Consider the following 26,341-nt stretch of genomic DNA (forward strand, 5'->3'; position numbering starts at 1 on the left):
CCTTTTCGCGGCTTTCGCCGCTCCCACGTCTCGCTCATTGCCATAGGCGTCTATTCGCGTTCATTGGCGGTTTTCTTTCCATTAAAGAACCCGGTCAGGCGGGTTTGCCGGGCCGCTTCCAGATTCCGGGGATGGCCGTACCGCATTGGGCACAATGGCCGTCCCGGAAACGAACGGGTTCGGTTCGATAGCCGGTGCGGCGGATGAGCAGGGTGTTGCAGCGGGGGCAGAAGGTGCTTTCCGCAGGGTGGCCGGGGACATTGCCGATGTAGGGGAAGCGAAGACCCTCACGGAGGGCCGTAGCGTGGGCCCGTTCCAGCGTGGCCACGGGCGTGGGGGGAAGGCCCTGGAGTTTATAACGGGGATAGAACCGGGTGAAATGAACCGGCACGTCGGGGCCCAGCTCCGCCACTATCCATCGGCACAGATCGCGCAGGTCGGTGTCCGCGTCGTTCTTTCCCGGGATCAGGAGGTTGACGATTTCCGTGTGAATGCCCTTTTCTTTAAGCCGCTTCAGGGTGTCCAACACCGGCTGGACCCACCCTTCGGTCATTTCGCGATAGTAGGCATCCCGGATGCCTTTCAGGTCGATGCAGGCGGCATCCAGGTAGGGCGCCAGGTCCTCCAGGGGTTTCTTTTCCACGAACCCGTTGGAGTGCATGACCTTTAAGAGGCCCGCCTCTCGGCATCCCTTGGCGATGTCGAGCATATATTCCAGGAAGATGGTGGGTTCCACGTAGGTGGAAGCGACGGAGGCGCACCCGTACTGTGCGGCCAGTTGTACCACCTGAGCCGGCGCGAGCAGAAAATTTCGGGTTTCCTCCGGTCGTGCCTGGGAAATTTCCCAATTCTGGCAGAACTTGCAATCGAAGTTGCAACCGGCCGTGGCGATGGAAAAGGACCGTGTGGTGGGAATCACATGGAAGAAGGGCTTCTTTTCGATGGGGTCCACGTGGACGGCGCACGGGTTGCCGTACACCAGGCTGTAATAGATCCCGTCCCGGTTTTCCCGCACCTCGCAGTAACCCCGCTCCCCGGGATCCACTTCGCACCGGCGCGGGCAAAGGAGGCAACGGATCGTGCCGGATCCGATCGGGATAAAGTAGGGGGAGGGGTGAGGGCTCAGTGCGCCTTTTTTTAGCTTCAGGCCGGCTCCCAGGGCGCGTGACGGCAGGAAGGGCGGCCCGCCCAGGGCGCAGGCCCACAGCGCACACAGCCCTGTTTTAAGAAAACAGCGTCGATCCATGGTGCATCCCCCGTGGTTGCCGGACCGTTCAGAAAACTTCGGCGGAAAAGACGTAAATCTCCGTATCGGAATCCTTCCAGGCGTCCGGAGGAAGCCCGGCCTTTTGACACGTGTGTTCCAGGAACGTTTGCCGGTCCCAGCCGTATTCCACGGCCACCTGGGGTAGCAGCAACCCGCTTCGCCATCCCTTGCGGATGTAGATGCCGTGAACTCCCACCTGAATCTCCCCCGGGCTCCCGATGCGCCTCAAGGGCGTGAGCGCCGAGATCTCCAGGCGGACGCGGGGCCACTCCTCGGCGCGCAGGGGTGGAAAACGGGGATCCTGAAAGGCGGCGGCTTCGGCCATGCGCGCCACCGTTTCCGCCAGCGAATGCCGTCCCACGATCTGGCCGATGCATCCCCGCAAGCGGCCTTGGATCTTCAGGGTGACAAAGGCTCCGCGCTTGCGGCCAAGTCCTTCGGTGAGGCGGTCCCCATCGATCCGGGGCGGGTCGGTGCCGTGAAGCCTGGCTTCGATGGCCTTTCGGGCGATGTCCTTGAGTATTTCTCTTTCCCGGGCCGTCAGGGAGGATTCTCCGGATGACTCAAGCGCAGGTTCAGCCTCCGAATCGTCCGCCTTTGCCCCCTTCCGAATCCAGAGGGCGGCGGCCAGATAGCCCACCACGCGGCTGCGGTCTCCGGTGGCATCGGCGGAAGTGGCGTAGTGGAGAATGGACGCTTGCGGGTTCCGGAAACGGCGTGCGTAGAGGAGAATTGTTGCGAGCGGGGCTCCACCGCAGGCTTCGCAACGACCTTCACGAAGGTCTGTCCAAAGCCGCCGGGCGTCCAGGTTTCGAACGTGGTCGATCAGGCGCTCATCCAGGAGGCGCGCCTCGGCATCCGAATGGTAGTGGGAAAGATCCGTGCTGGCCACCACCACAAAAGGGCGGTCCTTCCACATGGATGCCAGGACATCGGCCAATCGGACACAATCCTCCCAGCCCACTCGCCCCATGAGGACGGGCACCAGGCGAAATTTGGGGAGGACCGTTTGCAGGAAGGGGAGCTGAATTTCCACGGAATGTTCCACGGCGTGGGCTCTTTCCACGCATGGGAGTTCCGGGATGCGGTCCTTGAGGTCCGCGATGAAATCGGAATCCACGGGGATCCGCCCCAGCGGGGTTTCGTAGGGACCGCGATCGTAGATGGAAATTCCTTGGAAGGGAACGCGATGGCTGGGGGCCACCACCACAACCGTCGGCCATGGGCGGGCCTGGAGGACCCGATAGGCGTAGGCGGCGGTTGCACCGCTGTAGCGATAGCCGGCGTGCGGTGAGACCAGCGCAAGGAGGGTCGCTCCTTCGGGAAGGGGATGGAAATCGGCATGGGCCAAATAACGCCCCACAGCCGATTGGAGTTCCTCCGGATCCCCGGGGTACCAGGTTCCGGCAAGAATGGACGGACGCACCTGATCCGAGGCGCCGGGAAAGGGGCGGCCCAACCCGGTCAGGGCCAGAGCAAAGAGAAGGATGAGGACAAGAAAGGACGGTTGCTTCATGGCTTTTCGGGCTTTAAAAGAACCGCCAATGAACGGCAATCAACGCCGATGGAAATGAAGGCGATGACCTGCTCTTTCATCCATGCGAGGTGGCGGGGTTCGCGCTGATCGTCAGGACGATCCGTAAATCCCACCCGGCGCTTTGCTGGTAAAAGGGCAAGACTTCCCATCCCTCATCACCCATCCCTCATCACCCATTACTCGTCACCCATTACTCGTCACCCATTACTCGTCACTCGTCACTCATGCACGGGAGCGATCACGGCTCACGGCTCACGGTTCACGGATTACGGTTCACGGACCGATTCACCCAGGCCTCCACGCAGTCCAGGGCGTCCTCCATGGGGATCCGGCTCAGGTTCAAGACGGCGTGGTACAGGTGGGGGTCGTCCCAGGATCGGTTGAAGTAGTGCTCGATGTAGGCCGCCGATTCCTTTTCCTCCCGTTCAATGAGATCCCGGGCCGAGCGGTCGTCCATCTCCATGTTTTCCTTGAGCCACCGGATGCGGTCTTCCAGGGTCTTCACGATCCTCAGATGGATCGTGCCGGGGTGCTCCGCGAGGATGCACTGGGCACCCCAGCCGAGAATGATCACATTTCCCTCTTCCGCCACGCTTCGCACGAGCTTCACCGTCACTTCGTGGTAGTTTCTGTCGTCCAGGCGCCCGTAGGAGCGGTCCACCACCTTCTGCACGGTGCTGGCGGTGTAGCGGTCGATCAGGCGCAGAAGGCGGGATTCACGGCCTTTGCGAAAGCTTTGGGCCTCACTTTCGGATATGCGCAGCTCCCGAGCCGCATCCGCCACCAGTTGCTTGTCCAGGATGGAATAGCCCAGACGGTCCGCCAAACGCTTGGCGAACTCCTCACTTTCCGACGCATACTCCTTGCTGATGGTGATGACCGCCATGTCCGCCCTCCTTCAATCCGGGGTTGGGTGCCGGCCCCTCGCGCGCACCGCGGGGCCTTGTGCCAACGGCAAGATCCTCATGAAATCCGTGGAGATGGGCGTCGGAAGGGATACGAAGACAAGAACCGCCGCAGCCGCTCTCGCAATTCACGTTTCTTGACAGTAAGTTAATGAAAATATAGCATGCCGTGTTGCCCAAAAAAAGCGCCCAGTGCTCGGAACACCGAGGGGAGTGGACAGACAGGACCATGTTCGACAATCTGAGCAGCAAATTCCAGAAGGTCTTTCGCCATCTGAAAGGGCACGGCAAGCTGACGGAGCAAAACATCCAGGAGGCCCTGCGGGAGGTTCGCCTGGCTCTGCTGGAAGCCGACGTGCACTACAAAGTGGCCAAGGACTTTGTGAAGACCATCGCCCAGAGGGCCGTGGGCCAGGAGGTGATGGGAAGTCTTACTCCGGGCCAGCAGGTCATCAAGATCGTCAATGAGGCCCTCACCGACCTGATGGGAGGGACCGCCGCTCCGCTGGAACTCACCGGAAAAAGTCCCCAGGTGATCGTCCTGGTGGGTCTTCAGGGGTCCGGTAAGACCACGACCGCGGCCAAACTGGCCCGGCACTTGAGCAAGAACAAGCGGCGCCCGTGCTTGGTGCCGGCCGACGTGTACCGACCCGCGGCCATCGACCAGCTGACGACGCTGGCGGGCCAGTTGAACCTGCCCGTTTTTCCCTCGTCCGTGGATCAAAAGCCCGAGGACATCGTCCGTGGGGCGGTGGGCTTCGCCCGGGAACACCAGTGCGATACCCTCATTGTGGATACCGCAGGCCGCCTGCACGTCGACCAGGAGCTCATGGATGAACTCCGGCGCATCAAGGCCATCCTGGAGCCCCAGGAAGTGCTGCTGGTGGCCGATGCCATGACGGGGCAGGATGCGGTGCGTGTGGCTTCCTCCTTTCACGAGGCCCTCCACATTACGGGTGTGGTCCTCACCAAGCTGGACGGCGATGCCCGGGGCGGTGCGGCCCTTTCCATCCGGGCGGTCACGGGTTGCCCCATCAAGTTCGTGGGTGTGGGCGAAAAACTGGACGCCCTGGAGGTCTTTCATCCGGACCGGATGAGTTCGCGTATTCTCGGCATGGGCGATGTGCTGACCATCATCGAAAAGGCTCAGGAGGCCTTCGATGAACGGGAAGCCCTGGAGATGGCGCGAAAGTTCAAGGAAGACAGCTTCACGTTGGAGGATTTTCGGGATCAGCTTCGACAGGTGAAAAAGCTGGGCTCCTTGGAATCGATCCTCAAGATGCTTCCGGGCATGGGGATCCTGAAGGAGCTGAAAAAGATGGAGGTGGATGAAAAGGCGCTGGTGAGGACCGAAGCCATCATCAACTCCATGACCAAGCAGGAACGCCAAAACGCCGGGATCATCAACGCCAGCCGCAAGAGGCGCATCGCCCGGGGCAGCGGCACATCGGTCCAGGAGGTGAACCAGCTCCTGCGCAGCTACAACGACGCCCGGCGCATGATGCGCCAGATGATGGGCGGCGGCAAGGCCACCAAGAAGGGCAAGAAGAAGAAAAAGCGCGTGAAGGCATTTTTCCCTTTTTAATTTGGCCAACGTGGTGTATACGCTCCAAATTTGTTTTGAGGGTGTGTGCGATTTGGTGTACAGTAATCAAAGGAGGTAGAAAAACACCATGCCGGTTCGTATCCGTTTGGCACGTCGTGGCAGCAAGAAGCGACCTTTCTATTCCATCGTGGTGGCCCATTCGGAAGCTCCCCGCGACGGTCGGTTCATCGAACGCATTGGAACTTACAACCCCCTGACGGACCCAGCGACAGTCACTTTCAACGCCGAGCGCCTGCAGTATTGGCTTCAGCAAGGGGCACAGCCTACGGAAACCGTTCGGAGTCTGATCCGCAAGCACGCCGACAAGGCCGTACCGAAGGCTTCGTGACGAGGACTTGGGCGGTCGCGGTGCAGAGAAGGTGGAGGGGAGCATGCTGAAGGAACTGATTGAGTACATGGCGCGGGCTTTGGTGGACAAGCCGGAACAGGTGCACGTCTCGGAAATCGAAGGGGAGCAAACCTCCGTCATCGAGCTGCGGGTGGCCAAAGAGGACCTGGGCAAGGTCATCGGCAAACAGGGGCGTACCGCCCGCGCTATGCGAACGATCCTCAGCGCCGCATCCACCAAGATCAGAAAACGGGCTGTCCTGGAAATCATCGAATAAGGACGATGAAAGCATCCAAGTGGGTTCCTGTGGGCAGGGTCAGCAGGACTCACGGAATCGACGGTGCCGTACTCATCGTCGCCTATGGAGAGACGCTCGGAGAACGCCGATCCGACGAGCGTCTTTTTGTGTGTCTGCCCTCCATGCGGATTCCCAAGGCCCTCACCATTGAGGACATCCGGCCCCACGGCCGCCAGTGGCGCGTGCGCTTCAGGGAAGTGCGCGAATTGGAGGCCGCTCAAGCCCTGGTGGGTCTGGAAGTGGGGGTCCCGGAGGAAGAACTGCCGGCGCTGGACGACGGGGAGTACTACCACTACCAGCTTGTGGGGCTCCGCGTGGAAACGGTCTCCGGCCGCTTTCTGGGCACCTTGAAGGAAATCCTGGAAAGCCCGGCCCACGATATCTACGTGGTGGAAGACGAACGGGGGCGGGAGATCCTGCTGCCGGCCGTGGTGGATGTGATCCGGGACGTGAAGCTGGAGGAGAACCGGGTGGTGGTGGATCCGCCCGCGGGTTTGACCGATGATCTTTGACATCCTGACCATCTTTCCCGGAATTTTCGAGAGCCCCTTGCGCGAGAGTATCCTGGGGAAGGCCTGCCAGCGAGGGATCCTCACCGTGCGGTTGCACAACATCCGGGACTACGCCCCGGACAAGCACCAGATGACGGACGATCGCCCGTTCGGTGGCGGTGAGGGCATGGTGATGAAACCGGAACCCATCGTGGGCGCGCTGGAGGCCGTGAGTCCCCTGGGACCCACGCCCCATGTGGTGCTGCTGTCTCCCCAGGGCCGGCTTTTCACCCAGGACGTGGCCCGCCGATTCCGTACGATGCCCCGCCTGGTCCTTGTGTGCGGCCGCTACGAAGGGGTGGACGAACGGGTGGCTGAGCATTTCGTGGATGAGGAGATCTCCATCGGCGACTTTATCCTGACCGGCGGGGAGCTGGCGGCCCTTGTCATCGTGGATGCGGTGGCACGGCTTCTTCCCGGGGTATTGGGCAACGAGGCATCGCCGGAAGCCGAATCCTTTGCCGAGCCCGTCCTGGAGCACCCGCATTACACGAGACCTCGAGACTTTCGGGGATACAAGGTCCCGGAAGTGCTCCTTTCGGGCGATCACGAAAGGATCCGCCGGTGGCGCCGCATGCAGGCCCTGGCCAGGACCCGGGCCCGGCGGCCGGACCTTTTCTCGCGCCTGGTACTCAGCGAAGAGGACCGGAAACTTCTGGACGAGTACGACCGGCTGGCGCCATGAGCAAAGACGTTTTCAATCCCTTGCTTTATCTGGCCCTGGTCCATTATCCGGTGCTCAACCGCCGGGGGGAAGAGATCGCCTCGGCCGTCACCAACCTGGACCTGCACGATCTGGCGCGCCTGGCCTGCACCTACGAACTGCCGGCTTGCTACGTGGTGACGCCGCTCAAGGATCAGCAGGATCTGGTGAGACGCCTGACGCACCATTGGCTGCACAATGTGGGCAAGGAGCTCCATCCGGATCGCGAACGAGCCTTGAGACGGCTGCGACTGGTCGGGTCCGTGGAAAGCTTGAGCGAGGAAATCCGCGGCGAAACGGGGCGCACTCCGTTGCTTTGGGCCACATCCGCCAAAAGACACCCCCTGGGGATCAGTCCGGCCCAGGCTCGCCGGATGCAGGAAGAAAGAAACGTTCCGGGCGTTTTGGTCTTGGGAACGGGGTGGGGACTGGCCCCTTCGGTGCTGGAGCGATGCCACGGTTTTCTCGCTCCCATCGAGGGGCGGGGATGCTACAATCATCTATCAGTGCGCAGTGCCGCCTCCATCCTGGTGGATCGGTTTTTCAGGGATGTGATGAATAAAGACGTCTGAGGGAGGCATTTCGGGCTTTACGGAAGGGGGCCTTGTGCGGTAAAGAAAGGCGCTCGTGCGACCCGGGAATCCCTCTGGAGAAAAGACGGCTCCCGCTTTCTTTTGAAGATAGGCTAGACATTTTGGAGGAAGAAGATGGGCTTCAACATGATCCAAAACATTGAACGAGACTTCATGCGGGTGGACATTCCCGCCTTTCGCCCTGGAGATACCGTAAAGGTGCACGTGAAGATCCGCGAAGGGGACAAGGAGCGGATCCAGGTCTTCGAGGGCGTGGTCATCCGCTGCAATCGCGGCGGAATCGGCGCCACCTTCACGGTTCGCAAGATGTCCTACGGCGTGGGCGTGGAACGGATCTTCCCCTATCACTCCCCGCAGATCGATCGGGTGGAAGTGGTCCGTCGGGGCCGCGTGCGCCGAAGCCGCCTCTACTACCTGCGCGATCGCGTGGGCAAGGCCGCCCGCATCAAGGAGCGCCGTTAGTGCAACAACGGACCCTGTTTCAAGCCCCGCCGGAAGACGGCCTCCGCCTGGAGCGCCGAGCCCGCCGGCGGGGCTTTTTTTATGTGGCGGGAGTGGACGAGGCGGGTCGAGGCCCCTTGGCGGGTCCGGTGGTGGCTGCCGCGGTGCTTCTGCCGGAAGCCCCCAACCTCCCCGGGGTGACCGATTCGAAAAAACTCACGGCGTTGCAGCGCCAGCGGCTGGTGGAGGCCGTTTACCGGGAGGCGGTGAGCGTGGGCGTCGGCTGCGCGGAACCCGCGGAGATCGATCGCTTGAACATCCTGCAGGCCACCTTTCGAGCCATGGTGCGAGCCCTGCAAGCCCTAAGACCCCAGCCCGATTTCATCCTGGTGGACGGCCCTTACGCCCTTCCCGTGGATATCCCCCATAAAGGCATTCCCAAAGGAGATGCTCTCAGTCTCAGCATCGGGGCGGCTTCCATCGTGGCCAAGGTCCACCGGGATCGACTGATGGATGAACTGGACGAACGTTACCCGCAGTACGGCTTCAAAGAACACAAGGGCTATCCCACCCGCGCGCACCGGGAGGCCCTGCTTCGCCACGGCCCCTGTCCCGCCCATCGTCTTTCCTTCAAGGGCGTTCGAGAGCTGGTAGAATCCCCCCGGGCCCGCTAGGAGCCTGTCCGAGAACTCCGCAAACCGTCACTCCCGCGCAAGCGGGAGTCCATAGCTTACTGGAAATTCTGGATCCCCGCTCCTCGTTCAAGCTGGGGACAAGCTTTGCGGGGATGACGAATGGGCGTTGGAAGGGGCAAATTTATATGAAAAGCTCTGTAACCTGCCGTAACTACGAGATGTTCAGCCTTTGTTGTCTCGCCCGGCGTGATGGGGTTTACATGGAACGGGATCTCGTTCCGCTCGTGCGCTCGCTCTGTAGGGGCGAATGATTATTCGCCCCTACAGGGGCGTGGTTACCAAAGGTGCGTTTCATCCTTCGTTGCCACGGGCCATCCGTGATGCAGGTTAATCATTTTCAGACACGCTCCTGCCACCCCTTTTCTTTGCACACGCCGAAGGACGCGCCTGTGATAAAATTTCCGTCCGGGGCGTTGACAATGGCCCCGCGCCCTTTGGAATCGGACGAGGACTTTAACCTTCCCGGAAGACGCGGACGGATGGCGGACGACAGAAAAAAGACGGGACGCGAAAGCGAAGCGGCGGCCGAAGATTATTTGAGGCGGCAAGGACTGCGCGTTCTGGACCGAAACGTCCGCTGCGCCCTGGGGGAGCTGGACCTCGTGGCCCAGGACGGCCAGCAGGTCGTCTTCGTGGAGGTGCGCTCCCACAGGAGTCGGCGTTGGGGAAGGGCGCAGGAATCCGTCACGTTTGCCAAACGGAAAAAGATCGTCCAACTTGCCCTCTGGTATCTGAAATCCAGAAGCCTCCAGGGAGTGTCGGTGCGCTTCGATGTGGTGGTTGTCCACTGGAACGAGGGACGACCGGACGTATCGTGGATCCCCAATGCCTTCGACGCCGACGGCGCGGTGTGAAACAGAAAGGTGAATCGCCGTGACGGAACGGAAGGGAACGCTCTTTGTGGTGGCCACACCCATCGGGAATCTCGAAGACATCACGCTTCGGGCCCTGGAGGTGCTCCGGCGGGTGGCGGTCATCGCCGCCGAAGACACACGCCATACGAGAAAGCTCCTGTCGCGCTACGATATCCACACGCCGCTGGTGAGCTGCCACGCCCACAGTTCCGCCGAAAAGATGGAACGGCTGGTGGACCGGCTGGAAAGGGGAGAGGATCTGGCCGTCGTGACCGATGCGGGGACCCCTTCCATCTCGGACCCCGGCTGGGAACTGGTGGCCATGGCCCTGGAACGTCACATCCGGGTGGCGGCCATCCCCGGGCCCAGTGCGGCGGTGGCCGCCCTGGTGATTTCCGGCCTTCCCACGCATCCTTTCGCGTTCCTGGGCTTCGCCCCCCCCAAGGGTGCCCGGCGGAGGCGGTTTTTCGAGTCCTACGCCGATCTTCCCATGACCCGCATCCTTTACGAAGCGCCAGGGCGACTCCTGCGAACGCTTCAGGATGTTCTCGCCTATTGGGGCGATCGCAGGGTCGCCGTGGCCCGGGAACTGACCAAGATGCACGAGGAGGTCTTCCGGGGCACCATCCGCGAGGCCATGGATTACTTCCGGGAGGGGGTGCGTGGCGAGATCAGCCTGGTGGTGGAAGGCGCTCCCGAAAAGGACAGGGACGAGGCGGATGACGACCTTTGGAGGGAAGAGTTGGAAAGGCTGCTATTGGTGGAGGGCGTCCGCCTGAAAACGGCCGTGGAGCGAGTATGTGAGCGCTTCGGCGTGCGACGCAGGCAGGTGTACCAGACCGGACTGCAAATGCTGGAAACCTCTGAAAGGCCGGCCGGGGACGAGAGGTGGAGAAGGGGCCATGGAAAAAGCAGCTGAGACCAAAGGCACGCGTTTTCTCTGCCTGCATGGGCATTTCTATCAGCCTCCCAGGGAGAATCCCTGGTTGGAGGCCGTAGGGCGGGAGCCCAGTGCGGAACCGGACCACGACTGGAACCGCAGGATCACCAAGGAATGCTACCGGCCCAACGCCGCCGCGCGCCTCGTGGACGACAAGAACCGTGTCCTCCGGCTCCGTAACAACTACGAAGATCTGAGCTTTAATTTCGGGCCCACGCTCCTCCATTGGCTCTCGGCCAACGAGCCCTGGGTTGTGGACAAGCTGGTGGAGGCCGACAGGCGAAACGTGGAGCGTTGGGGGTCGGGAAACGCCCTGGCCCAGGCGTACAACCACATGATCCTTCCCCTGGCCAACCGCAGGGACAAGGAAACCCAGATCGTCTGGGGAATAGAGGATTTTCGTCACCGCTTCGGAAGACTCCCGGAAGGCATGTGGCTGCCCGAAACGGCCGTGGATCCCGAAACCCTGGACATCATGGCGGAAAAGGGCCTTCGCTTTACGATCCTGGCCCCTCATCAAGCGGCCCGCTGGCGCTTCGTGGACCGAGACGATCCGTGGCGGGAGGCATCGGACGGGTCCATTCCCACGGGTCGTGCGTACCGCTACCGGTGCTCCAACGGAAAAGATCTGGCGATCTTCTTCTACGACGGGGCCATCGCCCGGGGCATCGCCTTCGAGCGCCTGCTGGAACACAGCTCCAAACTGCTGGCGGCGGTCCAGGATGCCTTCCGGCGAAGCCAGGCGCAGGAAGGGGAACCCTGGCTGGTCCACGCGGCGACCGACGGCGAATCGTACGGGCACCACTTCAAGTTCGGCGACATGGCGCTGGCGGCAGCCTTTCAAGCGCTGGAGACGGACCAAGAGATCCGAGCGATTCCCTACTCGGCTTTCCTGGAACGCTTTCCCATCCGCGCGGAAGTGGAGATCGTCCCCAACACGGCGTGGAGCTGCGCCCATGGAGTGGGGCGCTGGCACACGGACTGCGGGTGCAGCACGGGCGCGCACCCGCGGTGGAACCAAAAATGGCGGGAGCCGCTGCGGGAAGCCTTGAACTGGCTGGCGGATCGGCTGGCGGCTCATTTTGAGGCGGCCCTGGACCGTCTGGTGCGCGATCCTTGGGCGGCTCGAAACGACTACCTTCGCGTGGTCCTGGACAGGGAAGGGGAAACGCGACCCTTTATTCAAAGGCACCAGAGGCGGGAGCTGAACGCCGAGGAACGGCTCCTTCTTTTGGAGCTCCTGGAAATGCAAAGGGCGGCCCTCTACATGTTCACGTCCTGCGGGTGGTTTTTCGACGACGTGAGCGGCATCGAAACGCGCATCATCTTGTCCCACGCCTGCCGGGCCCTGGAGCTTCTGCGCCGGACCGGCGGCCCCGATTTGGAACCCGATTTTGCGGCAAGGCTGGAAAAGGCCGAGAGCAACGTTCGCGAATACGGGACCGGAGCGGACGTCTACCGCACATGGGTCAAGCCCCAGGCGGTCTCGGCATGCCTGGTGGCGGCCAGTATCGCCATGGAAGGCATGGCCCTCAAGGCGGAATGCCGGGTCCGCATCCACAGCTTTTCTTACTTGCCTGAACAGCAGATCACCGTGTCCGAACATCCCGTTCCATGCCAAGCGTGGTGCGGAAGCGTAACGGACCGGAGAACCGGGCGACGGGAGAAGGTCTTACTGGCCCTGGTCCATTTTGGGGGGCTTGACTTCCGATGTTCCACCGCCGTGCCCGAATCAGACCGGGACTGGGATCGACTGCTGCATGCCCTCAAGGGGGGTGCGGAAGAAGGGACTTCCGGCCTGGTGCGCGCGATGGACGAGGTGCTGGGCGAAGACAGCCTGTCGTTATCGGACATCCTGGAGGAGCCGCGTCTTCGGATCGCTCGCCATCTGGCCCAGGATTCTCTGGCCTTCTACACCGAGTTTCAAAAACGGTATTTTTACGCCAACAAGTCCCTGCTCTGGTCACTTCGCCAGTGGGGGATCGAGCTTCCGGCCGATGTGCAGGATTCTATCCGGAGGGTTCTGGAGCAAGAGGTCGTGGAAGTGTTCCAGTCCTTTCTAACGGGAGTCGGAGACGATGCCGTGGAGATGCAGGCGGACAACGGGGACTTTCGGTACCGAATGGTGATGGCCCGGTTGGGGGCATTGCGGGACGCCTTTTCCAGTTGGGGCTTGCTCACGGAGCTGTCGCAAGCCACGCGATGTCTCATTCGGGCCATGAACAAGAAGATGATCGAGGCGGCGACAGGCGAGAGCCGTCATATTGAAACGGTTTTGCAGCTCGCCGCAATCGCCGATGTCCTGCACGTGTCCCCTAGGGACTGGTGGGTCACTACGAACTGGTACGCCCTCGCCGGCTCTCCCGGTCTGGCCCGTTGGGCCCGCCGTTTCGATCCCCAACTGGCTAGGCTCCGGTCGGTGGATCGCCTTCTGCACTGTCGCTTCTTGGACGCCTTCCATCCTTAAATGCGGTTGTCCTGGACCTCCACGCATTCCTTCCCGGGGTGGACCGCTTTCTTTTCTGACTGGTTTGCCATGGACGAATCCCCGCTCCACGAGGAAGGCCTCGCCGAGGAAGATCTAAAGCGATTGATCCTCCGCGCCGATTACTAGGAGAGAAAGTGGGAGTGGCTTGGGATCGGATCGATCATTGGGCGTGGAGTGTCCGGCGCATTGCAGTGTCCATCCGGAGAAGGAGCATCCCGGTAGCGGTGGAGATCATATGGTTGACGTTGATGGAACCCTGCATGGGTCGACAGGTCGGGGCCGAGGCGTTGGAGGGGTAGGAATGCGTGTGCGGCGCCTTGACCAGGTTTTGTGGAGCTATATGATCCCGAGAATCTGCGGTGCCGTAGCCCTCCTCCTGGCGCTCGGCTTGTCCGTGGCGGGGTACTTCCAGTACAGGATGGCCCTGCGCTCCCAAGTGCTGACGGCCAAGAGCATGGCCCTGTCCATTGAAAATCATGTCACCCAGGCTTCGGACAGCCTCAAGCCTCTAACCTTGTTCACCTATCCGGATCCTGCCATCATCGTTCCGTTCTTGGAAAAAGTATATTTATCAATGCCTTACTTCGATCGCATCCTTTGGATCGACAGCCGCGGGACCGTCATCCGCTCCGTGCCGGGAGTGCCGGGCGAGAAGGAGTACCTGGCCCAAGTCCGGCAGGTACTGCAAGATCCGACGGAACTGGTCCGCATCTCGGCGCCCTACCTTTCCTGGCACACCGGGAAGCTGACGGTCAATATAGCGAGAGCTTTGCTTTCGGGCGGGATCATTGTGGGGGAACTGGACATCTCCGTCCTCCAGGACCAGGTGGATTCCCTGACAGCGGAGGGTGGAGGGGGATTCGCGTTCGTGACCGACCGCTATGGGACGCTTCTGGCGCACCCCGATCCCAACGCCACCAGGCGGCAGCGCGACTTGAGCCAATTGTCCATTCTCCGCAATTTGCGATCGGACGGGCAGATTGAATCGGGAGTCCTGGACATTGATGGAACATGGTATTTGGCGGCGGCAACGCCTGTGTCGCTGACCGGTTGGTGTGTCGTCGCCGGCACCCCCTTGCGGGAGCTTGCCATACAGATGGCTATGATCGCAGGGATCACCATGGCCTCCCTCGCGTTCTTCCTGGCCGTGGCGGTACTCGCCGCGAAAAGAAGGCTCAACGCCGCCGTGATCATGCCGTTGCGCAACATCGCCGACACCCTGGGATACGTGACACTGGGACATTTTGAGGAGATCCCATCCTTTTCAAGGTCGGGCATAGAGGAGCTGGACACGGTTGCGGAAGCCATCGAGCGGATGAGCCGTACCATCGGCAAGCGGAAGGCTCAGCTTCAGGTAAAGACCGAAGAGTTGGAGCTGCTCCTGGACAACGTGGACGCACAGGTTTGGTATCTGGTCAACCCGACTACGTTGGGAACGGTGAACAAGGCCTTCGCGACGTTCGCGGGAGCCGAGGTGGGGGTGATCGCGGGCAGCTGTCTGGACCAATGGCAAGACCCGGATGCTGTGCGTCAGGCCGTCGCCGTCAACGAACAGGTGTTTTCCGAGGCCCGTACGATTCGCACCGAGGAGTGGCATCGGAACGCAGAAGGAGAGGATCGCCTACTGGCGGTCACCCGAACGCCCAAGTGCGGTGACGACGGGCATGTGGAGCTGGTCATTTGTACAGCGGTGGACATCACCGACCGTAAAAAGGTGGAACGAGAACTTCGGCAGGCCTTGGCGACCCTGGAAGATACCAACGAGCAGCTCGAGGGGGCCATTGCCCACGCAAACCGCCTGGCGGTGGAGGCCGAAGTGGCAAACCAAGCCAAGAGCCAATTCCTCGCGAACATGAGTCACGAGATCCGCACGCCCATGAACGGCATCATCGGCATGGGCCGGCTGCTGATGGATACGAATCTGACCCCCTTGCAGAAAGAATACGTGGAGATCATCCAAAGAAGCAGCGAGGCTCTTCTCGACATCATCAACGACATCCTCGATTTTTCCAAGATCGAAGCCGGCAGGATCGAGCTGGAGTCGGTGCCTTTCATTCTGCGCGACACCGTGGAAGATGTGATGGAGACTCTGGCGGTTCGCGCCCAGGAGAAGGGCCTCGAAATCGCGTGCCTCATCCATCGTGATGTGCCTTTAGCGCTTCAGGGAGATCCGGCTCGCTTTCGGCAGATTCTGATGAATCTGGTGGGCAATGCCATCAAGTTCACGGAATCCGGCGAAGTGTTTGTGCGGGTCAGCCAGGTGGAGCAATGGGAAGAGGGGGTGAAGCTCCATATTGCGGTGGAAGACACCGGCATCGGGATACCGAGGGAACGCATGGGCATCATATTCCAGTCCTTTGCCCAGGCTGACTCCTCCGTCACCCGTAAGTACGGAGGAACGGGATTGGGATTGGCCATAAGCAAGAAGCTGGCCGAGCTCATGAACGGTCAGATCGGTGTGGAAAGCGAAGAGGGGAAGGGGTCCACGTTCTGGTTCACGGCGGTGTTCCAAAAAGGGGACTCTCTCGTGGAGGACAACGCTCTCGAGGTGCCGGAGGGATTCGATTCAGGTGGGTGCCGGATCCTGGTCGCCGATGCGAGCTCCACATCCCGACTGGCACTTATAGAAATGCTCCGATCTTGGGGCTTCGGCTTCGATGAAGCCGGGAGCGGCCAAACGGCTCTGCATAAGCTTCGTGCGGGCACCGGCGAGGCAACGGGAGGATTCGACCTGATTCTGGTCGACCGGGACCTGCCGGATATGGATTGTGAGACGTTTGTCCGGGAGCTCAGGAGCGATCCCCGGTGTGCGGCCACAAAGGTTGTCCTGCTGACCCCGATTATCTCCCAGGGCGACGCGGATCATTTTATAACGACGTTGGGCATCCAGGGGCACCTGTGCAAGCCCGTGCGATACTCTAAGCTGTACGCCGCTCTGATGAGCGCTCTGAGCGCGGGAGTATGCCGCAGGGTGGAGGACCAAGCGGGCCATCCCGAAGTGCTTGCGGAAGCCGCCTGGAAACTGGGAATAAAGATCCTTTTGGCGGAAGACAATCCCATAAACCAGAAAGTGGCCCTGGGTTGTCTGCGCAAACTGGGCTATGAAGCGGAGGTGGTTAACAACGGACGGGAAGCCATTGAGCGTCTTGAGCAGGAAATGTTCGATTTGCTCCTTGTGGACGTGCAGATGCCCGAGATGGATGGTTTTGAAACGACCCGCATCATCAGGGACAAGTCTTCCAAAGTGCTGGATCACCGGATCCCCATTATCGCAATGACGGCTCACGCCCTGGTCGGCGACCGCGAGCGCTGCCTGGAAGCTGGAATGGATGATTATGTGGCCAAGCCTATCCGGCCGGAGGAGCTGCAGGCTGCCATCGGGAGGCAGACCAAGCGGGTCAGAAGCCTGCGGGCAGGAAGTGCGCGCAAGAGTGTGCAAGTCCAGGCCACCTCTTCCAGGACTCTCGGGAGCGGCGCGGAAAAACGTCAGGTATTGGATTGGGATGAACTGGTGGATCGGTTGGCTGGGGACATGGAGCTGGCTTGGGAAATCCTGCGCGAATTCGTGACGGAGTTGCCCTCCAGGATCAAAGAAATGGAAACGGCGCTCAAGCAGGGGGACATGGAAAACATGAAAAGGGCTGCCCACACGTTGAAGGGATCTGCCGCCAATGTCTCCGCCAAGGCCCTCAGCCATTGTGCTTTGGAGGTGGAACATGCAGCCAAGGATGGAGACGTGGAACGAGCCGAAACGGGGCTCAAGGTGATCCAGAGGGAAGCGGAAAGACTCGAACTGTACGTCAAAGATCTCGGATCAGATACGGAAGCCTCCAGTTTCTAAGTACCGACAAGGAACGATACCATGGAAATTCTCCTGGCAGATGATGATGCCACCACCAGGAAAATGCTGACCGCCATGCTGCGTCGATGGGGGTATGGGACCGTCACGGCTGCCAGCGGGGATGAAGCGTGGGCCATCTTGAGCTCGGAGGATGCCCCCCGCATGGCCATCTTGGACTGGGTTATGCCCGGAATCGACGGGGTGGACATCTGTCGGCGCGCCCGCGAGGAGCTGTCCACCAACGACAGGTACCTTTACCTCATCCTGCTCACCGCCAAGACATCGCGGGAGGAGATCATCTCCGGCCTTGAAGCGGGTGCGGACGATTACATGGTCAAACCCTTCGACCCCAGCGAGTTGCAGGTCCGGGTCGGCATCGGCAGGCGCATCATCAAGCTGCACAAAGAACTGGTGGAAGCCAAAGAGGCACTCCACTACCAGGCAACACGAGATCCTTTGACAGGAGTCTACAACCGAGGCGCCACGATCGGACGGCTGGAGGAGGAGCTGGACCGCAGTAGGCGGGAAGGACTCCCCTTGGGGCTGATCATGATCGACATCGACCATTTCAAGAAGATCAACGACACTTATGGACATCTTGCCGGAGACATTGTCTTGCGTAAAACCGCGGAGATCATGAAGTCCGTGGTCCGCTCCTATGATGTGGTGGGGCGTTTCGGAGGGGAGGAGTTCCTCGTTATTTTGCCCAAGGCCGATGAGGATATCGTCGTCGGCGTCGCGGAAAGGATACGCAAGGCCGTCGGCACCCATGTCATCTCAGCCGACGGGGCTCAGATCAAAGTGACCCTGAGCGCGGGTACCGCCGCCGGTAAAGGGGCGTGCGCCGTCGACGCCCTCATCCAGGCAGCGGACGAAGCGCTGTACGAAGCAAAAAGAAGCGGCCGTGACCGCGTCTGCAGGGCGGGCACGACCGCATGAAATTCCTTGGAAGGAAGACAGTATGGGGGAAATCGGACCCTGATCAGCTAATGGGTCCGGCGTGACCCCGCTTTGCCTGTCACCACCTCCATCCAGCGGGCCATGGCGTCCGCGCGGGTCTCATAATCGGTCACGCCCAGGAGCAAGGCACCCTGCACATTGGGAAGCACCGTCCGATAGGCTTCGGCCAAAGCCTTTTCCTGTTCGGCCACGGCGGCAAGCCCTTCCTTGGCGGCTCGCTCCACGATGGGGCGAAGCTCGCTCAGGGCCTCTTCCACCGTGTCATAGGCCTTCCCCACCAGCTCCCGGGCTTCCGGAGCGGCTACCGGAATGTGACCGTAGCCTTCCACGGCGGAGCCGATGAATCCCCAGAGCCTTCCCTTGCAGAGACTGAGGCCGCCCTGTTCCGCGCGGAAATAGTAGCGCGCCGGCGTGGAGAAAAGGACCAAGGCCCCTAGAACAATGAGGACGAGAAGGGCGATGGAACCCTTCTTGAGAAGTCCGCGGTTGATGCCCGACACCACCACCTGCTCACCTGTTGCGCCCTGCATGATGAACCTCCGTCTAGCCATGGGAGAGGGGAAGAAGGGTTTCTCAGACGGGCCAAATCTAGTCAAGGCTTCGGGCCAAGTCAAACACAATCACAGGATCCGAGCCGGAGGCGCGTTTCGTCATCGAAACCCACTGCGTCTCCACGCCTTCCTTGGAGACTGTCCGACAAGCCCGCCAACCGTCACTCCCGCGCAAGCGGGAGTCCATGACTTACCGGAAATCCAGGCTCCCCGCTCCCCGTTCAAGCCGGGGACAAGCTTCGCGGTGATGACGAATGGGCGTTGAACGGCGCAAACCAATCGTTTTCGGATAACCTCCTTGCGGGTTGTCTCCTACCCGGATTGGGCCGTTCCATCTCCGTGTGGGGTCGTGAAGGGCAGGCGGTCAGGGCAAATCACGACCCGGCCCCGCCCTCCAAGTGCTCGTTACCGTTCGGAATCGGGAGCCGACGGTCCGGTAAGGCGCTGGTCGCAGTACCAGTCGATCTGGCGGCAAATCCCGCGGATGATCTTGACTTCTCTTGCCTGCAGGCCGATTCTGCTGAAGAAGCGTCGGAGACTCTGCATCCAGTAGTCGGGGTTTTCGGGGTTGACGAAGTGGATCTTCGTGAGAGTCTCCTTCAGGTGGTCGTACATGGCCTCCAGCTCATAGCTGGAAGCCAGCTTGGGCGTGAATGTCTCGGGCACGGCGGCGCCGGCACGAAAGATTTCGTAGGCCATCACCATCACCGCTTGCGCCAGGTTAAGCGAGCTGAAGGCGTCCGAGGTGGGGATGGTGACCAGGCAGTGGCAGTACTTGAGTTCCCGGTTGGCGAGGCCGCGGTTTTCCGGACCGAAAAGAACCGCTATCTGGTTGTTCCGGCTTAGATCCACGACCTTTTCCGCCACCTGTCGGGGATCGAGAACCGTGCGGCGGTGGGATCCTGTTCGAGCCGTGGTGCCGATGATATACTGGTAGGGTGCCAGCGCCTCGCGAAGGTCGTCATATACCTCCATCTGGCCGATGACGTCTTCGGCGGCATGGGTGGCCATCTTGAGCATGCGGGTGAGATCACAGTCGAGCGGATCCACCACCACCAGCCGGTGGATGCCCATGTTCTTGGCGGCCCGAGCGGCAGCTCCTATATTTTCCGGGAAATGGGGTCGATGGAGGACGATGGTGATGTTGTCCAGATTGGCGCGGTTTTCCATAGCGGAGTTTCTCCTTCGGCCACGGCCCCGAGGCGGTGGTCGCTCATTGGAAATTCCTTCTCCTGTCGGTGGGCCATTATAGGGTTCCCCGGGAAGGATGCAAGGTCGTGTGGACCGAGGCTTGAGGGGGTTGGCATGGCGGGCGAAAAGATCCGAGAATCGGTGATTGCGGGAACGTGGTACCCGGGCCATCCGGAGAGACTGACGCGGGAGATACGCGCCTATCTTTCCCGGGCGCGTGTGCCGGACTTGCGCGGGCGGCTGGTGGGACTCATCGCACCCCACGCCGGGTACATCTATTCCGGCCCCGTGGCGGCGCACGCCTACAAGCTTCTGGAAGGGAAGCCTTTTTCCCGGGTGGTGGTCCTGGCACCCAGCCACCGGGCCTATTTCAACGGCGCCAGCATCTACCACCTGGGCGGTTACCGGACGCCTTTGGGCGTGGTGCCGTTGGACCGGGAGCTGGTGGACGCGCTTTTGGAGAAAAGAGACCTCTTTTCCTACGTGCCCCAGGCTCACGCCCAGGAGCATTCCCTCGAAATTCAGCTGCCCTTCCTCCAGGTGGTCTTGAAGGACTTTCGGCTCACGCCCATCCTGCTGGGCGACGTGAGCTACGAGGACTGCCGGGCCATCGCACAGGCCTTGACCCAGGTGATCGGTGAGCGCCATGTCCTGCTGGTGGCCAGCACCGATCTTTCCCATTACTACAGTTACGAAGAAGCCAGGCGCCTGGACGGGAGGGTGTTGGAATTGGTGGAGCGCTTCGATCCCGAATCCCTTCATGCGGCCCTTCAAAAACGCGAATGCGAAGCCTGCGGGGCCGGCCCCATGGTGACGACCCTGTGTGCCGCCCGGGCCTTGGGAGCCACCCGGGCCCGGGTGCTCCATTATGCCAATTCCGGGGACGTCACGGGAGATACGCGCGGAGTGGTGGGCTACATGGCCGCGGCCCTGGTGGATGAGGGAGGCGAGGCATCCCTATAGGAGGACGGCAATGACGGATGAGAAAAGGCGAGCGGGTGTGGATCTGGGGCTTTCGGAAGGAGAAAAACGGGAATTAAAAAAGATCGCCTACCAGGCATTGCGACACAAGCTTCTGGGTGCCGAACCCGCCGCTCTCCATCTCCCTTCGGAAAAGCTGACCGAGAAACGCGGAGCCTTCGTCACCTTGCACAAAAAGGGCGCCCTTCGGGGCTGCATCGGATATGTGGAAGGACATAAGCCCCTGTGGGAAACCGTCCGGGATGCCGCCGTGCAGGCGGCGCTTTCGGACCCGCGCTTTCCGCCTCTCGACGCGGACGAATTGGAGGAGGTGGATCTGGAGATCTCGGCGCTCACGCCTTTGGAACGCATCACGGATCCCATGGACTTTGAAATTGGCCGTCACGGGCTGGTGGTGCGCAAGGGGTTCCACAGCGGGCTTCTGCTCCCCCAGGTGGCGGTGGAACACGGCTGGGACAAGGAGCAGTTTCTTTCCTGGACTTGCAAGAAGGCGGGCCTGCCGGAGGATGCGTGGCGCCGCGGCGGGGTGGAAATCTACCGCTTCTCGGCGGACATCTTTTGACGCATTCGGAAAAGCGGGACGGGGAGGGAGACGGATCGTGGCACAAGTGATAGCACTGGACGAAGGTCGTAAGAAGGTCCAGGCGCGCAGGGCCTTCCGACTTTGGGAGCGGCGCTTCGGAGGGACCTTCGACGAAAAGACGACCATCCGGGACTTGCCGGATCACGTCCTGGCAGCGTTGGTCCAAACGGGGGAAGCGGCCCACGTGGCGATCCAATCGGTGATTCTGGCCGTCCTCACGGGTGAGGAAAAGGCGAATCTCGATAATCTTCCGCCTCAGCAAAAGATCCGCGTGATAGATCGGGCCTTGTTCCTTCTGGACAGAATCCGCTTTGAATGCATGCAGCGATTGGGGTGGGTCGAGGACGACGAGGCCGCCCGGGTTCCCATCCTGGAGCTCATCGAAGCATTCGATGAGCGATTCGCTCACAGGCAGAACGAAACCCCCGCCCTCACCGAAAGGCATCCCCGCTACCAGGAATTCCTCCAGACCTTCGAAGCGGACCGCTCGTCCTTCGTGCGGCGGCTCATTCCGGAAGCCATCGAAGCTTTTCGGGCCCGGGTGCAAAGCGGGGAAAAATCCTGAAAAGGAGCGCGAAAGGCCTTTAGGGACGATCCTTTGCCCCTAGGAGCCTGTCCGAGAATGACTGATTTCCATCATTCAACGCACAATCGTCATCCCCGCGGAAGCGGGGATCCAGAATTTTCAGCAAATTATGGACTCCCGCTTGCGCGGGAGTGACGGTTGAGCGAGTTTTCGGACAGCCTCCTAGAGACCGGGATCCCGCCGAGAAGCCTGTCCGAGAGCGGGTTTCCGACGCAAGAGCCCAGGGAATTTCCGTTTTTTTTTGTAGCCGCGGGGCTTCAGCCCCGCGGAAAAGGGTCATGGTAACCCCATGAAGTAACGGGCCGAATCCGATAGCCCATCCGATGTCCTGAGATTCCTTCGCAGCCCTGAAGGGCTGCGCTACGAAAAGGAGGCCGCCCTTAGCACTTTCGGACAAACTTCCAGCTCGGTTGTACGCTTCGGGGTGCGCAAAAGCGTGAGGCCTCGAGACGATCGGGTGGACACCCGCTCAGTCATCTTCCGGGACCCGCCACATGAGGACAAGGCCCGCGAGGAAGAAAAAGAGAACACTGAGGATGGCCGACCGCGGCTCTTCCGTCAGGTCCTGCACCAGGCCGAAGAAAAACGGGCCCAGAAGGGCGGAAAACTTGCCCCCCACGGCGAAAAACCCGAAAAACTGGGAGCTTCGCTCCCGCGGAATGAGGCGGCTGAAAAGCGAGCGGCTGAGGGCCTGGCTGCCGCCCAGAACGAAGCCCACGCAGGCGGCGAGCCCTTGAAACTGCGCCGCGGTATCCACCTTGTAGGCGGCCAGGACGATAAGGCACCACAGACCGATGGAGACGAGCAGGACGCGCTTCGTGCCGTGACTTTCCGCGAGTCGGCTGAGCAGGAGCGCGCCGGGAAAGGCCACCGCCTGGGTGATGAGAAAGGCCAGGGCGATATCCCCCGTTTCCAGCTTCAGGGCGGTGGCCCCGTACATGGATGCCATGGCGATGACGGTTTGGATGCCGTTGTTGAAAAAGAAGTAGGCACACACCATGAGAAGAGCCCCGGGAAAGGCGGCGATCTCCCGGTAGACGGCCCAGAATTCCCTGGAGAAGAGATGGGGCGGGTGGGAATCGTCCTCGCGCACCCTTCGGATCCCCTTGGGAAGCCATAAGGCGCAAGGCACGGAAAAGACGGCCCACCAGATTCCCACCGAAAGGAAAAAGACGCGGATCGCGGCAGCCGAGTCTTCCAGCCCCAATAGTGTGGGGTGGGCCAGGGCCCAGAGGTGCACGGCCAGAAGAAGCCCTCCGCCCACATAGCCGTAGGCGTACCCCAGGCCGGACAGCCAATCCCGCGCCGACGCCACCGCGATGTGAGGCAGGTAGGAATTGTAAAAAATTTCGGATGTACTGAAAGCCACGTAAGCCGCCATAAAGGTGGCCAGGGTTCGGAAGACGTCTCCCGGACCGCATGCGGCTAGGAACGCGGTGGCCGAGGCGCCCGCTGCGACGCAAAGGAGAAGAAATCCCTTGCGCGACGCCTTTTCATCGGCAACCCTTCCCACCAAGGGGGCGGAGACGGCGACCAGCAACACGGACAGGGACACCGTGTAGGCCCACAAGGAAGAGGCTCCCGTGTGCCATGCCAGGCCGAGGATCGGCAAGGTCACGCCGTCGGGAGGAACCACGACCTTGGCGAAATAGACGGGAAGGAAGACGGCGAGGACGCTGGTGGCGAAGGCGGAATTGGCCCAATCGTACAAACACCAGGCCCGTTGAGCCCGGTCCGTGGGAAAGAGCCTGCGGAGCAGAGACAAGGACACCTCCATGCCCAAAGAGCGATTTCACATGCTGTTGGCTCGGGAAGCGGCCGGGATCCTGAGCGCCACCGCAAAGGAAGGGTCCTTCCGGCTGGACACGGAGTCCTACCTGCTGGGTGCCGTCATGCCGGACACCCTCTTCTATGACATACCCCGGTTCACCTTGTCACGCGTGGGAAGGCTATTGCACCGATTCCAGGGGGAGAAGGGGGCCCGTGTCTGCCGGAAGCTCCTGAGAGGACGGCAGGCGAGGCGGGATCCGCGCTACGCCTCCTGGCTTCTGGGGTTCATGAGCCACCTGGTGGCCGATGCCTACTGGCACGGGCTGGTGGTTTACTACAGCGAGCCGCCTTTCTGGCCTTGTCGCTACTATCGACTGAAGCCCAAGTCGTGCCACCTGTGGCTGGAAGGACAGCTGGAAGCCCAGTGGATTCCTCTGGTGGGACCGACTGAGGGATTCTGCGACGTGCTGGACCGCATTCGCCGCGAGCTGTACCGGACGCACCCGGCCCCGCGCTATTTTCGGCGGTGGCTCGGAGCCGTGTTGCCGCGTCACGTGCCCGCCGAGCCAAGCGTCCGTCGGTGCCTCTACTGGCAGGCGACCCTGCTTCGGTTCTTCTCCGATCCCAGAACGGACCGCCTCCATGAGGTGCTCATCTCCACCCGGTGGGGGCGCCACCTGGGCTCTCTGGTGGTGCCTCGGGAAGCGCGGCTGGCGGAGCTGATGGGCCAGGTGCCCCCGCGGCCCGCTCCCAACGGACTGGCTCCCTTCGACGGCCGGCTCCTGGCCCGATCGGTGGTCGATCTGGCCGGCAGGCTCTCCGATGCGCTGAAAGAGATCCCGCCCGGACCGGAATTGGACTGACGGTCCAAAGCGGCGAATCACGATTGGTGCCTCCAAAAGTGGATTCTTCCTCCGGGTGGCGGCTGGGTTCGATCGCGCCCCTGATCAACAGCTCCGTCTGCCTTCATAGGGGCGAGCTTTACGCCCAGCCGCCACAACGTCGCGACAGGCAAGAATCGTCCCATTTCCATGAAAGGCGACCTCGTTCCGTTCCTGCGCGCTCCCTGTAGGGGCGAATAATCATTCGCCCCTACAGGGGTCTGCTTCCCAAAGGTGCGTTCCATCCTTCGTTGTCACGGGCTCCCCGTGTTGGGGATAATGTAAAAGAGAACCGCGAATAAACGCGAATCGACGTGAATCCTTGTCTCTCCCTCAGAAATACGCCCCGTAGATGAGCCCCGCGACGGTGGACATGACCACCACCAGGCAGACGAAGACCACCGTCTTCTTGGTGCCCATGACGCTTCGGATCACCAGCATGTTGGGGAGGCTCAGGGCCGGACCGGCGAGAAGCAGCGCCAGGGCGGGGCCCTTTCCCATGCCGGCTCCGATGAGGCCCTGCAGGATGGGCACCTCGGTGAGCGTGGCAAAATACATGAACGCCCCCACCACGGCGGCAAACAGGTTGGCTCCCACGGAATTTCCGCCCACCAGACCGCTCACCCACGCGGAGGGGATGATCCCTTCGGCCCCCCCGGGTCGGCCCAACAGAAGCCCGGCGGCCAGCACGCCGGCGAAGAGAAGCGGCGTGATCTGCTTGGTGAAATCCCAGGTGGAGAGGAACCAGGTTTCCGTTTCGCCCCGCGTCGTGGTGAGGCAGATCACCAGGGCGATGATGCCCGCCGAAAAGGCCACCAGAGGCTCGTGGGGGAAGGTGTAGGCAAGAGCGATGACCACCGCGGCGGAAAGGGCGATCTTGTAGGTCTTCACCCTGAACCACAGAACCAGGAGCACCCCGAGGAGCAGGGCGAAACCGCCCGCCAGATACCACTTGATCTCATAGACCGCGTTCCAAAAGCCCACGGGAGACGAGGATTTCCCCCAGGTGGCGAAGATGAGCACGCCCACCATGGAGGCGAAATAGACCACGTTCTGCCACAGGGGCCGTTCCACTTCGGGAGCGGGCATGTGAAGAGCCGCGGCCGCCTTGGCTTCCTCCTCCTCACGGAAGATGAAGTGCATGGCCAGACCGATGATGATGCTGAAGGAGATGGCTCCCACCGCGCGGGCGATCCCCAGGGGAAGCCCCAGGATGCGGGCGGTGAGCACGATGGCCAGGATGTTGATGGCCGGTCCCGAGTAGAGGAAGGCGATGGCGGGGCCCAAGCCCGCTCCGCGTTTCCAGATCCCCGCGAAAAGCGGCAGCACCGTGCAGGAACAGACCGCCAGGATGCTTCCCGAAACCGATGCCACCCCGTAGGCCAGCACCTTCTTGGCTCCGGCGCCCAGGTACTTCATCACCGCCGCCTGGGAGACGAAACAGGCGATGGCCCCGGCAATGAAAAAGGCGGGAACCAGGCACAGAAGCACATGTTCCTGGGCGTACCACTTGGCCAGGGCCAGGGATTCCAGCACCGCCACCCGGAAGCGATCACTGTCCAGGGGAAGGTAAAAGAGAATCAGGAAGGTCCCTACGATGATCGTGAGGGGCTTCCAGATCTCCCGCCAGTCGATTTGACTCTCTTCCTGCTCCTCCAGAGGAGCTTCCTCCACCGAAAAATCCGTCTCAGTCGCTTTGACCTGTCCCATGATGCTCTCCTTCCTTTTCCGGTTCGATCCCTGCCGCCGGAGCGCTGGTTACTTCGGCTATATGCCACTATGGCAATATAA

25 protein-coding genes are annotated in these 26,341 nt (G+C 61.4%); 17 read left to right on the forward strand and 8 right to left on the reverse strand.

Going from position 1 to position 26,341, the window contains the following annotated elements; translation table 11 throughout:
* Window positions 1-94 precede the first annotated feature (94 nt).
* From amrS to BUB04_RS01920, 4 genes are all read right to left on the reverse strand, one after another.
* Entirely contained in the window at window positions 95-1,246 is a 1,152-nt protein-coding gene (gene amrS, locus BUB04_RS01910; protein WP_073036411.1) for an AmmeMemoRadiSam system radical SAM enzyme, read from the reverse strand.
* Between the two features lie 28 nt (window positions 1,247-1,274).
* Complete coding sequence (gene amrB, locus BUB04_RS01915; RefSeq protein WP_073036413.1) at window positions 1,275-2,783, reverse strand: AmmeMemoRadiSam system protein B; 1,509 nt, start codon at window positions 2,781-2,783, stop codon at window positions 1,275-1,277.
* Window positions 2,780-2,953, reverse strand: coding sequence for a hypothetical protein (locus tag BUB04_RS19210; RefSeq protein WP_178371875.1), 174 nt, complete (start codon window positions 2,951-2,953; stop codon window positions 2,780-2,782). Before BUB04_RS19210 ends, amrB (BUB04_RS01915) begins: the two co-directional genes overlap by 4 nt.
* A gap of 110 nt (window positions 2,954-3,063) precedes the next feature.
* Entirely contained in the window at window positions 3,064-3,690 is a 627-nt protein-coding gene (locus tag BUB04_RS01920) for a cytidylate kinase-like family protein (protein WP_073036415.1), read from the reverse strand.
* 248 nt (window positions 3,691-3,938) lie between these two features.
* Here BUB04_RS01920 and ffh point away from each other — a divergent pair, with 248 nt between their 5' ends.
* From ffh to BUB04_RS01985, 13 genes are all read left to right on the forward strand, one after another.
* A complete protein-coding gene (gene ffh, locus BUB04_RS01925; protein WP_073036417.1) occupies window positions 3,939-5,294 on the forward strand; it encodes a signal recognition particle protein in 1,356 nt (451 codons plus the stop codon).
* An 88-nt stretch (window positions 5,295-5,382) separates the two neighbouring features.
* Window positions 5,383-5,643, forward strand: coding sequence for a 30S ribosomal protein S16 (gene rpsP, locus BUB04_RS01930; RefSeq protein ID WP_073036419.1), 261 nt, complete (start codon window positions 5,383-5,385; stop codon window positions 5,641-5,643).
* A gap of 43 nt (window positions 5,644-5,686) precedes the next feature.
* Window positions 5,687-5,920 (forward strand): KH domain-containing protein, encoded by a 234-nt coding sequence (locus BUB04_RS01935; protein WP_073036422.1) that lies wholly within the window; start codon window positions 5,687-5,689, stop codon window positions 5,918-5,920.
* Between the two features lie 5 nt (window positions 5,921-5,925).
* Window positions 5,926-6,453 (forward strand): ribosome maturation factor RimM, encoded by a 528-nt coding sequence (gene rimM / locus BUB04_RS01940; RefSeq protein WP_073036424.1) that lies wholly within the window; start codon window positions 5,926-5,928, stop codon window positions 6,451-6,453.
* Complete coding sequence (gene trmD / locus BUB04_RS01945) at window positions 6,443-7,177, forward strand: tRNA (guanosine(37)-N1)-methyltransferase TrmD (RefSeq protein ID WP_073036427.1); 735 nt, start codon at window positions 6,443-6,445, stop codon at window positions 7,175-7,177. The genes rimM and trmD overlap by 11 nt, the downstream gene beginning before the upstream one ends.
* Window positions 7,174-7,767: an RNA methyltransferase gene (locus BUB04_RS01950; RefSeq protein WP_073036429.1), complete on the forward strand. Its 594-nt coding sequence runs from the start codon at window positions 7,174-7,176 to the stop codon at window positions 7,765-7,767. Before trmD ends, BUB04_RS01950 begins: the two co-directional genes overlap by 4 nt.
* Window positions 7,768-7,902: 135 nt before the next feature.
* Window positions 7,903-8,250: a 50S ribosomal protein L19 gene (rplS, locus tag BUB04_RS01955; RefSeq protein WP_073036431.1), complete on the forward strand. Its 348-nt coding sequence runs from the start codon at window positions 7,903-7,905 to the stop codon at window positions 8,248-8,250.
* Window positions 8,250-8,903, forward strand: coding sequence for a ribonuclease HII (gene rnhB / locus BUB04_RS01960; RefSeq protein WP_143156314.1), 654 nt, complete (start codon window positions 8,250-8,252; stop codon window positions 8,901-8,903). Before rplS ends, rnhB begins: the two co-directional genes overlap by 1 nt.
* A gap of 500 nt (window positions 8,904-9,403) precedes the next feature.
* Window positions 9,404-9,778 (forward strand): YraN family protein, encoded by a 375-nt coding sequence (locus BUB04_RS01965; protein ID WP_073036512.1) that lies wholly within the window; start codon window positions 9,404-9,406, stop codon window positions 9,776-9,778.
* A 19-nt stretch (window positions 9,779-9,797) separates the two neighbouring features.
* Entirely contained in the window at window positions 9,798-10,697 is a 900-nt protein-coding gene (gene rsmI, locus BUB04_RS01970; protein ID WP_073036433.1) for a 16S rRNA (cytidine(1402)-2'-O)-methyltransferase, read from the forward strand.
* Window positions 10,681-13,185, forward strand: a complete 2,505-nt coding sequence (locus tag BUB04_RS01975) for a DUF3536 domain-containing protein (protein WP_073036435.1) — start codon at window positions 10,681-10,683, stop codon at window positions 13,183-13,185. Before rsmI ends, BUB04_RS01975 begins: the two co-directional genes overlap by 17 nt.
* Before the next feature lie 322 nt (window positions 13,186-13,507).
* On the forward strand, window positions 13,508-17,047 hold the full coding sequence (locus BUB04_RS01980) for a response regulator (RefSeq protein ID WP_073036438.1): 3,540 nt from the start codon (window positions 13,508-13,510) through the stop codon (window positions 17,045-17,047).
* Window positions 17,048-17,068: 21 nt separating this feature from the next.
* Window positions 17,069-17,986, forward strand: coding sequence for a GGDEF domain-containing response regulator (locus BUB04_RS01985; protein WP_073036440.1), 918 nt, complete (start codon window positions 17,069-17,071; stop codon window positions 17,984-17,986).
* A gap of 47 nt (window positions 17,987-18,033) precedes the next feature.
* On the opposite strand, the gene BUB04_RS01990 is transcribed toward BUB04_RS01985, so the two are convergent.
* Window positions 18,034-18,537 carry a hypothetical protein gene (locus tag BUB04_RS01990; RefSeq protein ID WP_073036442.1) on the reverse strand — a complete coding sequence of 168 codons (504 nt, stop codon included), beginning with the start codon at window positions 18,535-18,537 and terminating at the stop codon, window positions 18,034-18,036.
* A gap of 426 nt (window positions 18,538-18,963) precedes the next feature.
* Window positions 18,964-19,728: an RNA methyltransferase gene (locus BUB04_RS01995; protein WP_073036444.1), complete on the reverse strand. Its 765-nt coding sequence runs from the start codon at window positions 19,726-19,728 to the stop codon at window positions 18,964-18,966.
* Window positions 19,729-19,863: 135 nt separating this feature from the next.
* Between BUB04_RS01995 and amrB (BUB04_RS02000) the strand changes: the two genes are divergently transcribed.
* From amrB (BUB04_RS02000) to BUB04_RS02010, 3 genes are read left to right on the forward strand one after another with little or no spacing between them, the layout of a single operon-like run.
* Window positions 19,864-20,712 carry an AmmeMemoRadiSam system protein B gene (amrB, locus tag BUB04_RS02000; RefSeq protein ID WP_073036446.1) on the forward strand — a complete coding sequence of 283 codons (849 nt, stop codon included), beginning with the start codon at window positions 19,864-19,866 and terminating at the stop codon, window positions 20,710-20,712.
* Window positions 20,713-20,722: 10 nt separating this feature from the next.
* Window positions 20,723-21,292: an AmmeMemoRadiSam system protein A gene (gene amrA, locus BUB04_RS02005; protein ID WP_073036448.1), complete on the forward strand. Its 570-nt coding sequence runs from the start codon at window positions 20,723-20,725 to the stop codon at window positions 21,290-21,292.
* Between the two features lie 37 nt (window positions 21,293-21,329).
* Window positions 21,330-21,878, forward strand: coding sequence for a hypothetical protein (locus tag BUB04_RS02010; protein ID WP_073036450.1), 549 nt, complete (start codon window positions 21,330-21,332; stop codon window positions 21,876-21,878).
* 490 nt (window positions 21,879-22,368) lie between these two features.
* On the opposite strand, the gene BUB04_RS02015 is transcribed toward BUB04_RS02010, so the two are convergent.
* Entirely contained in the window at window positions 22,369-23,664 is a 1,296-nt protein-coding gene (locus BUB04_RS02015) for an MFS transporter (protein ID WP_178371876.1), read from the reverse strand.
* 10 nt (window positions 23,665-23,674) lie between these two features.
* Between BUB04_RS02015 and BUB04_RS02020 the strand changes: the two genes are divergently transcribed.
* The gene (locus BUB04_RS02020; protein WP_073036454.1) at window positions 23,675-24,532 is read left to right on the forward strand and encodes a zinc dependent phospholipase C family protein; all 858 of its coding nucleotides are present in this window, start codon (window positions 23,675-23,677) and stop codon (window positions 24,530-24,532) included.
* Between the two features lie 351 nt (window positions 24,533-24,883).
* Here the strand turns inward: BUB04_RS02020 and BUB04_RS02025 are convergent, their stop codons facing one another.
* Complete coding sequence (locus tag BUB04_RS02025) at window positions 24,884-26,185, reverse strand: permease (protein WP_073036514.1); 1,302 nt, start codon at window positions 26,183-26,185, stop codon at window positions 24,884-24,886.
* Between the last annotated feature and the right edge of the window lie 156 nt (window positions 26,186-26,341).

The sequence above is a fragment of the Desulfacinum infernum DSM 9756 genome, from assembly GCF_900129305.1.
GTDB classification, from domain to species: Bacteria; Desulfobacterota; Syntrophobacteria; order Syntrophobacterales; family DSM-9756; genus Desulfacinum; species Desulfacinum infernum.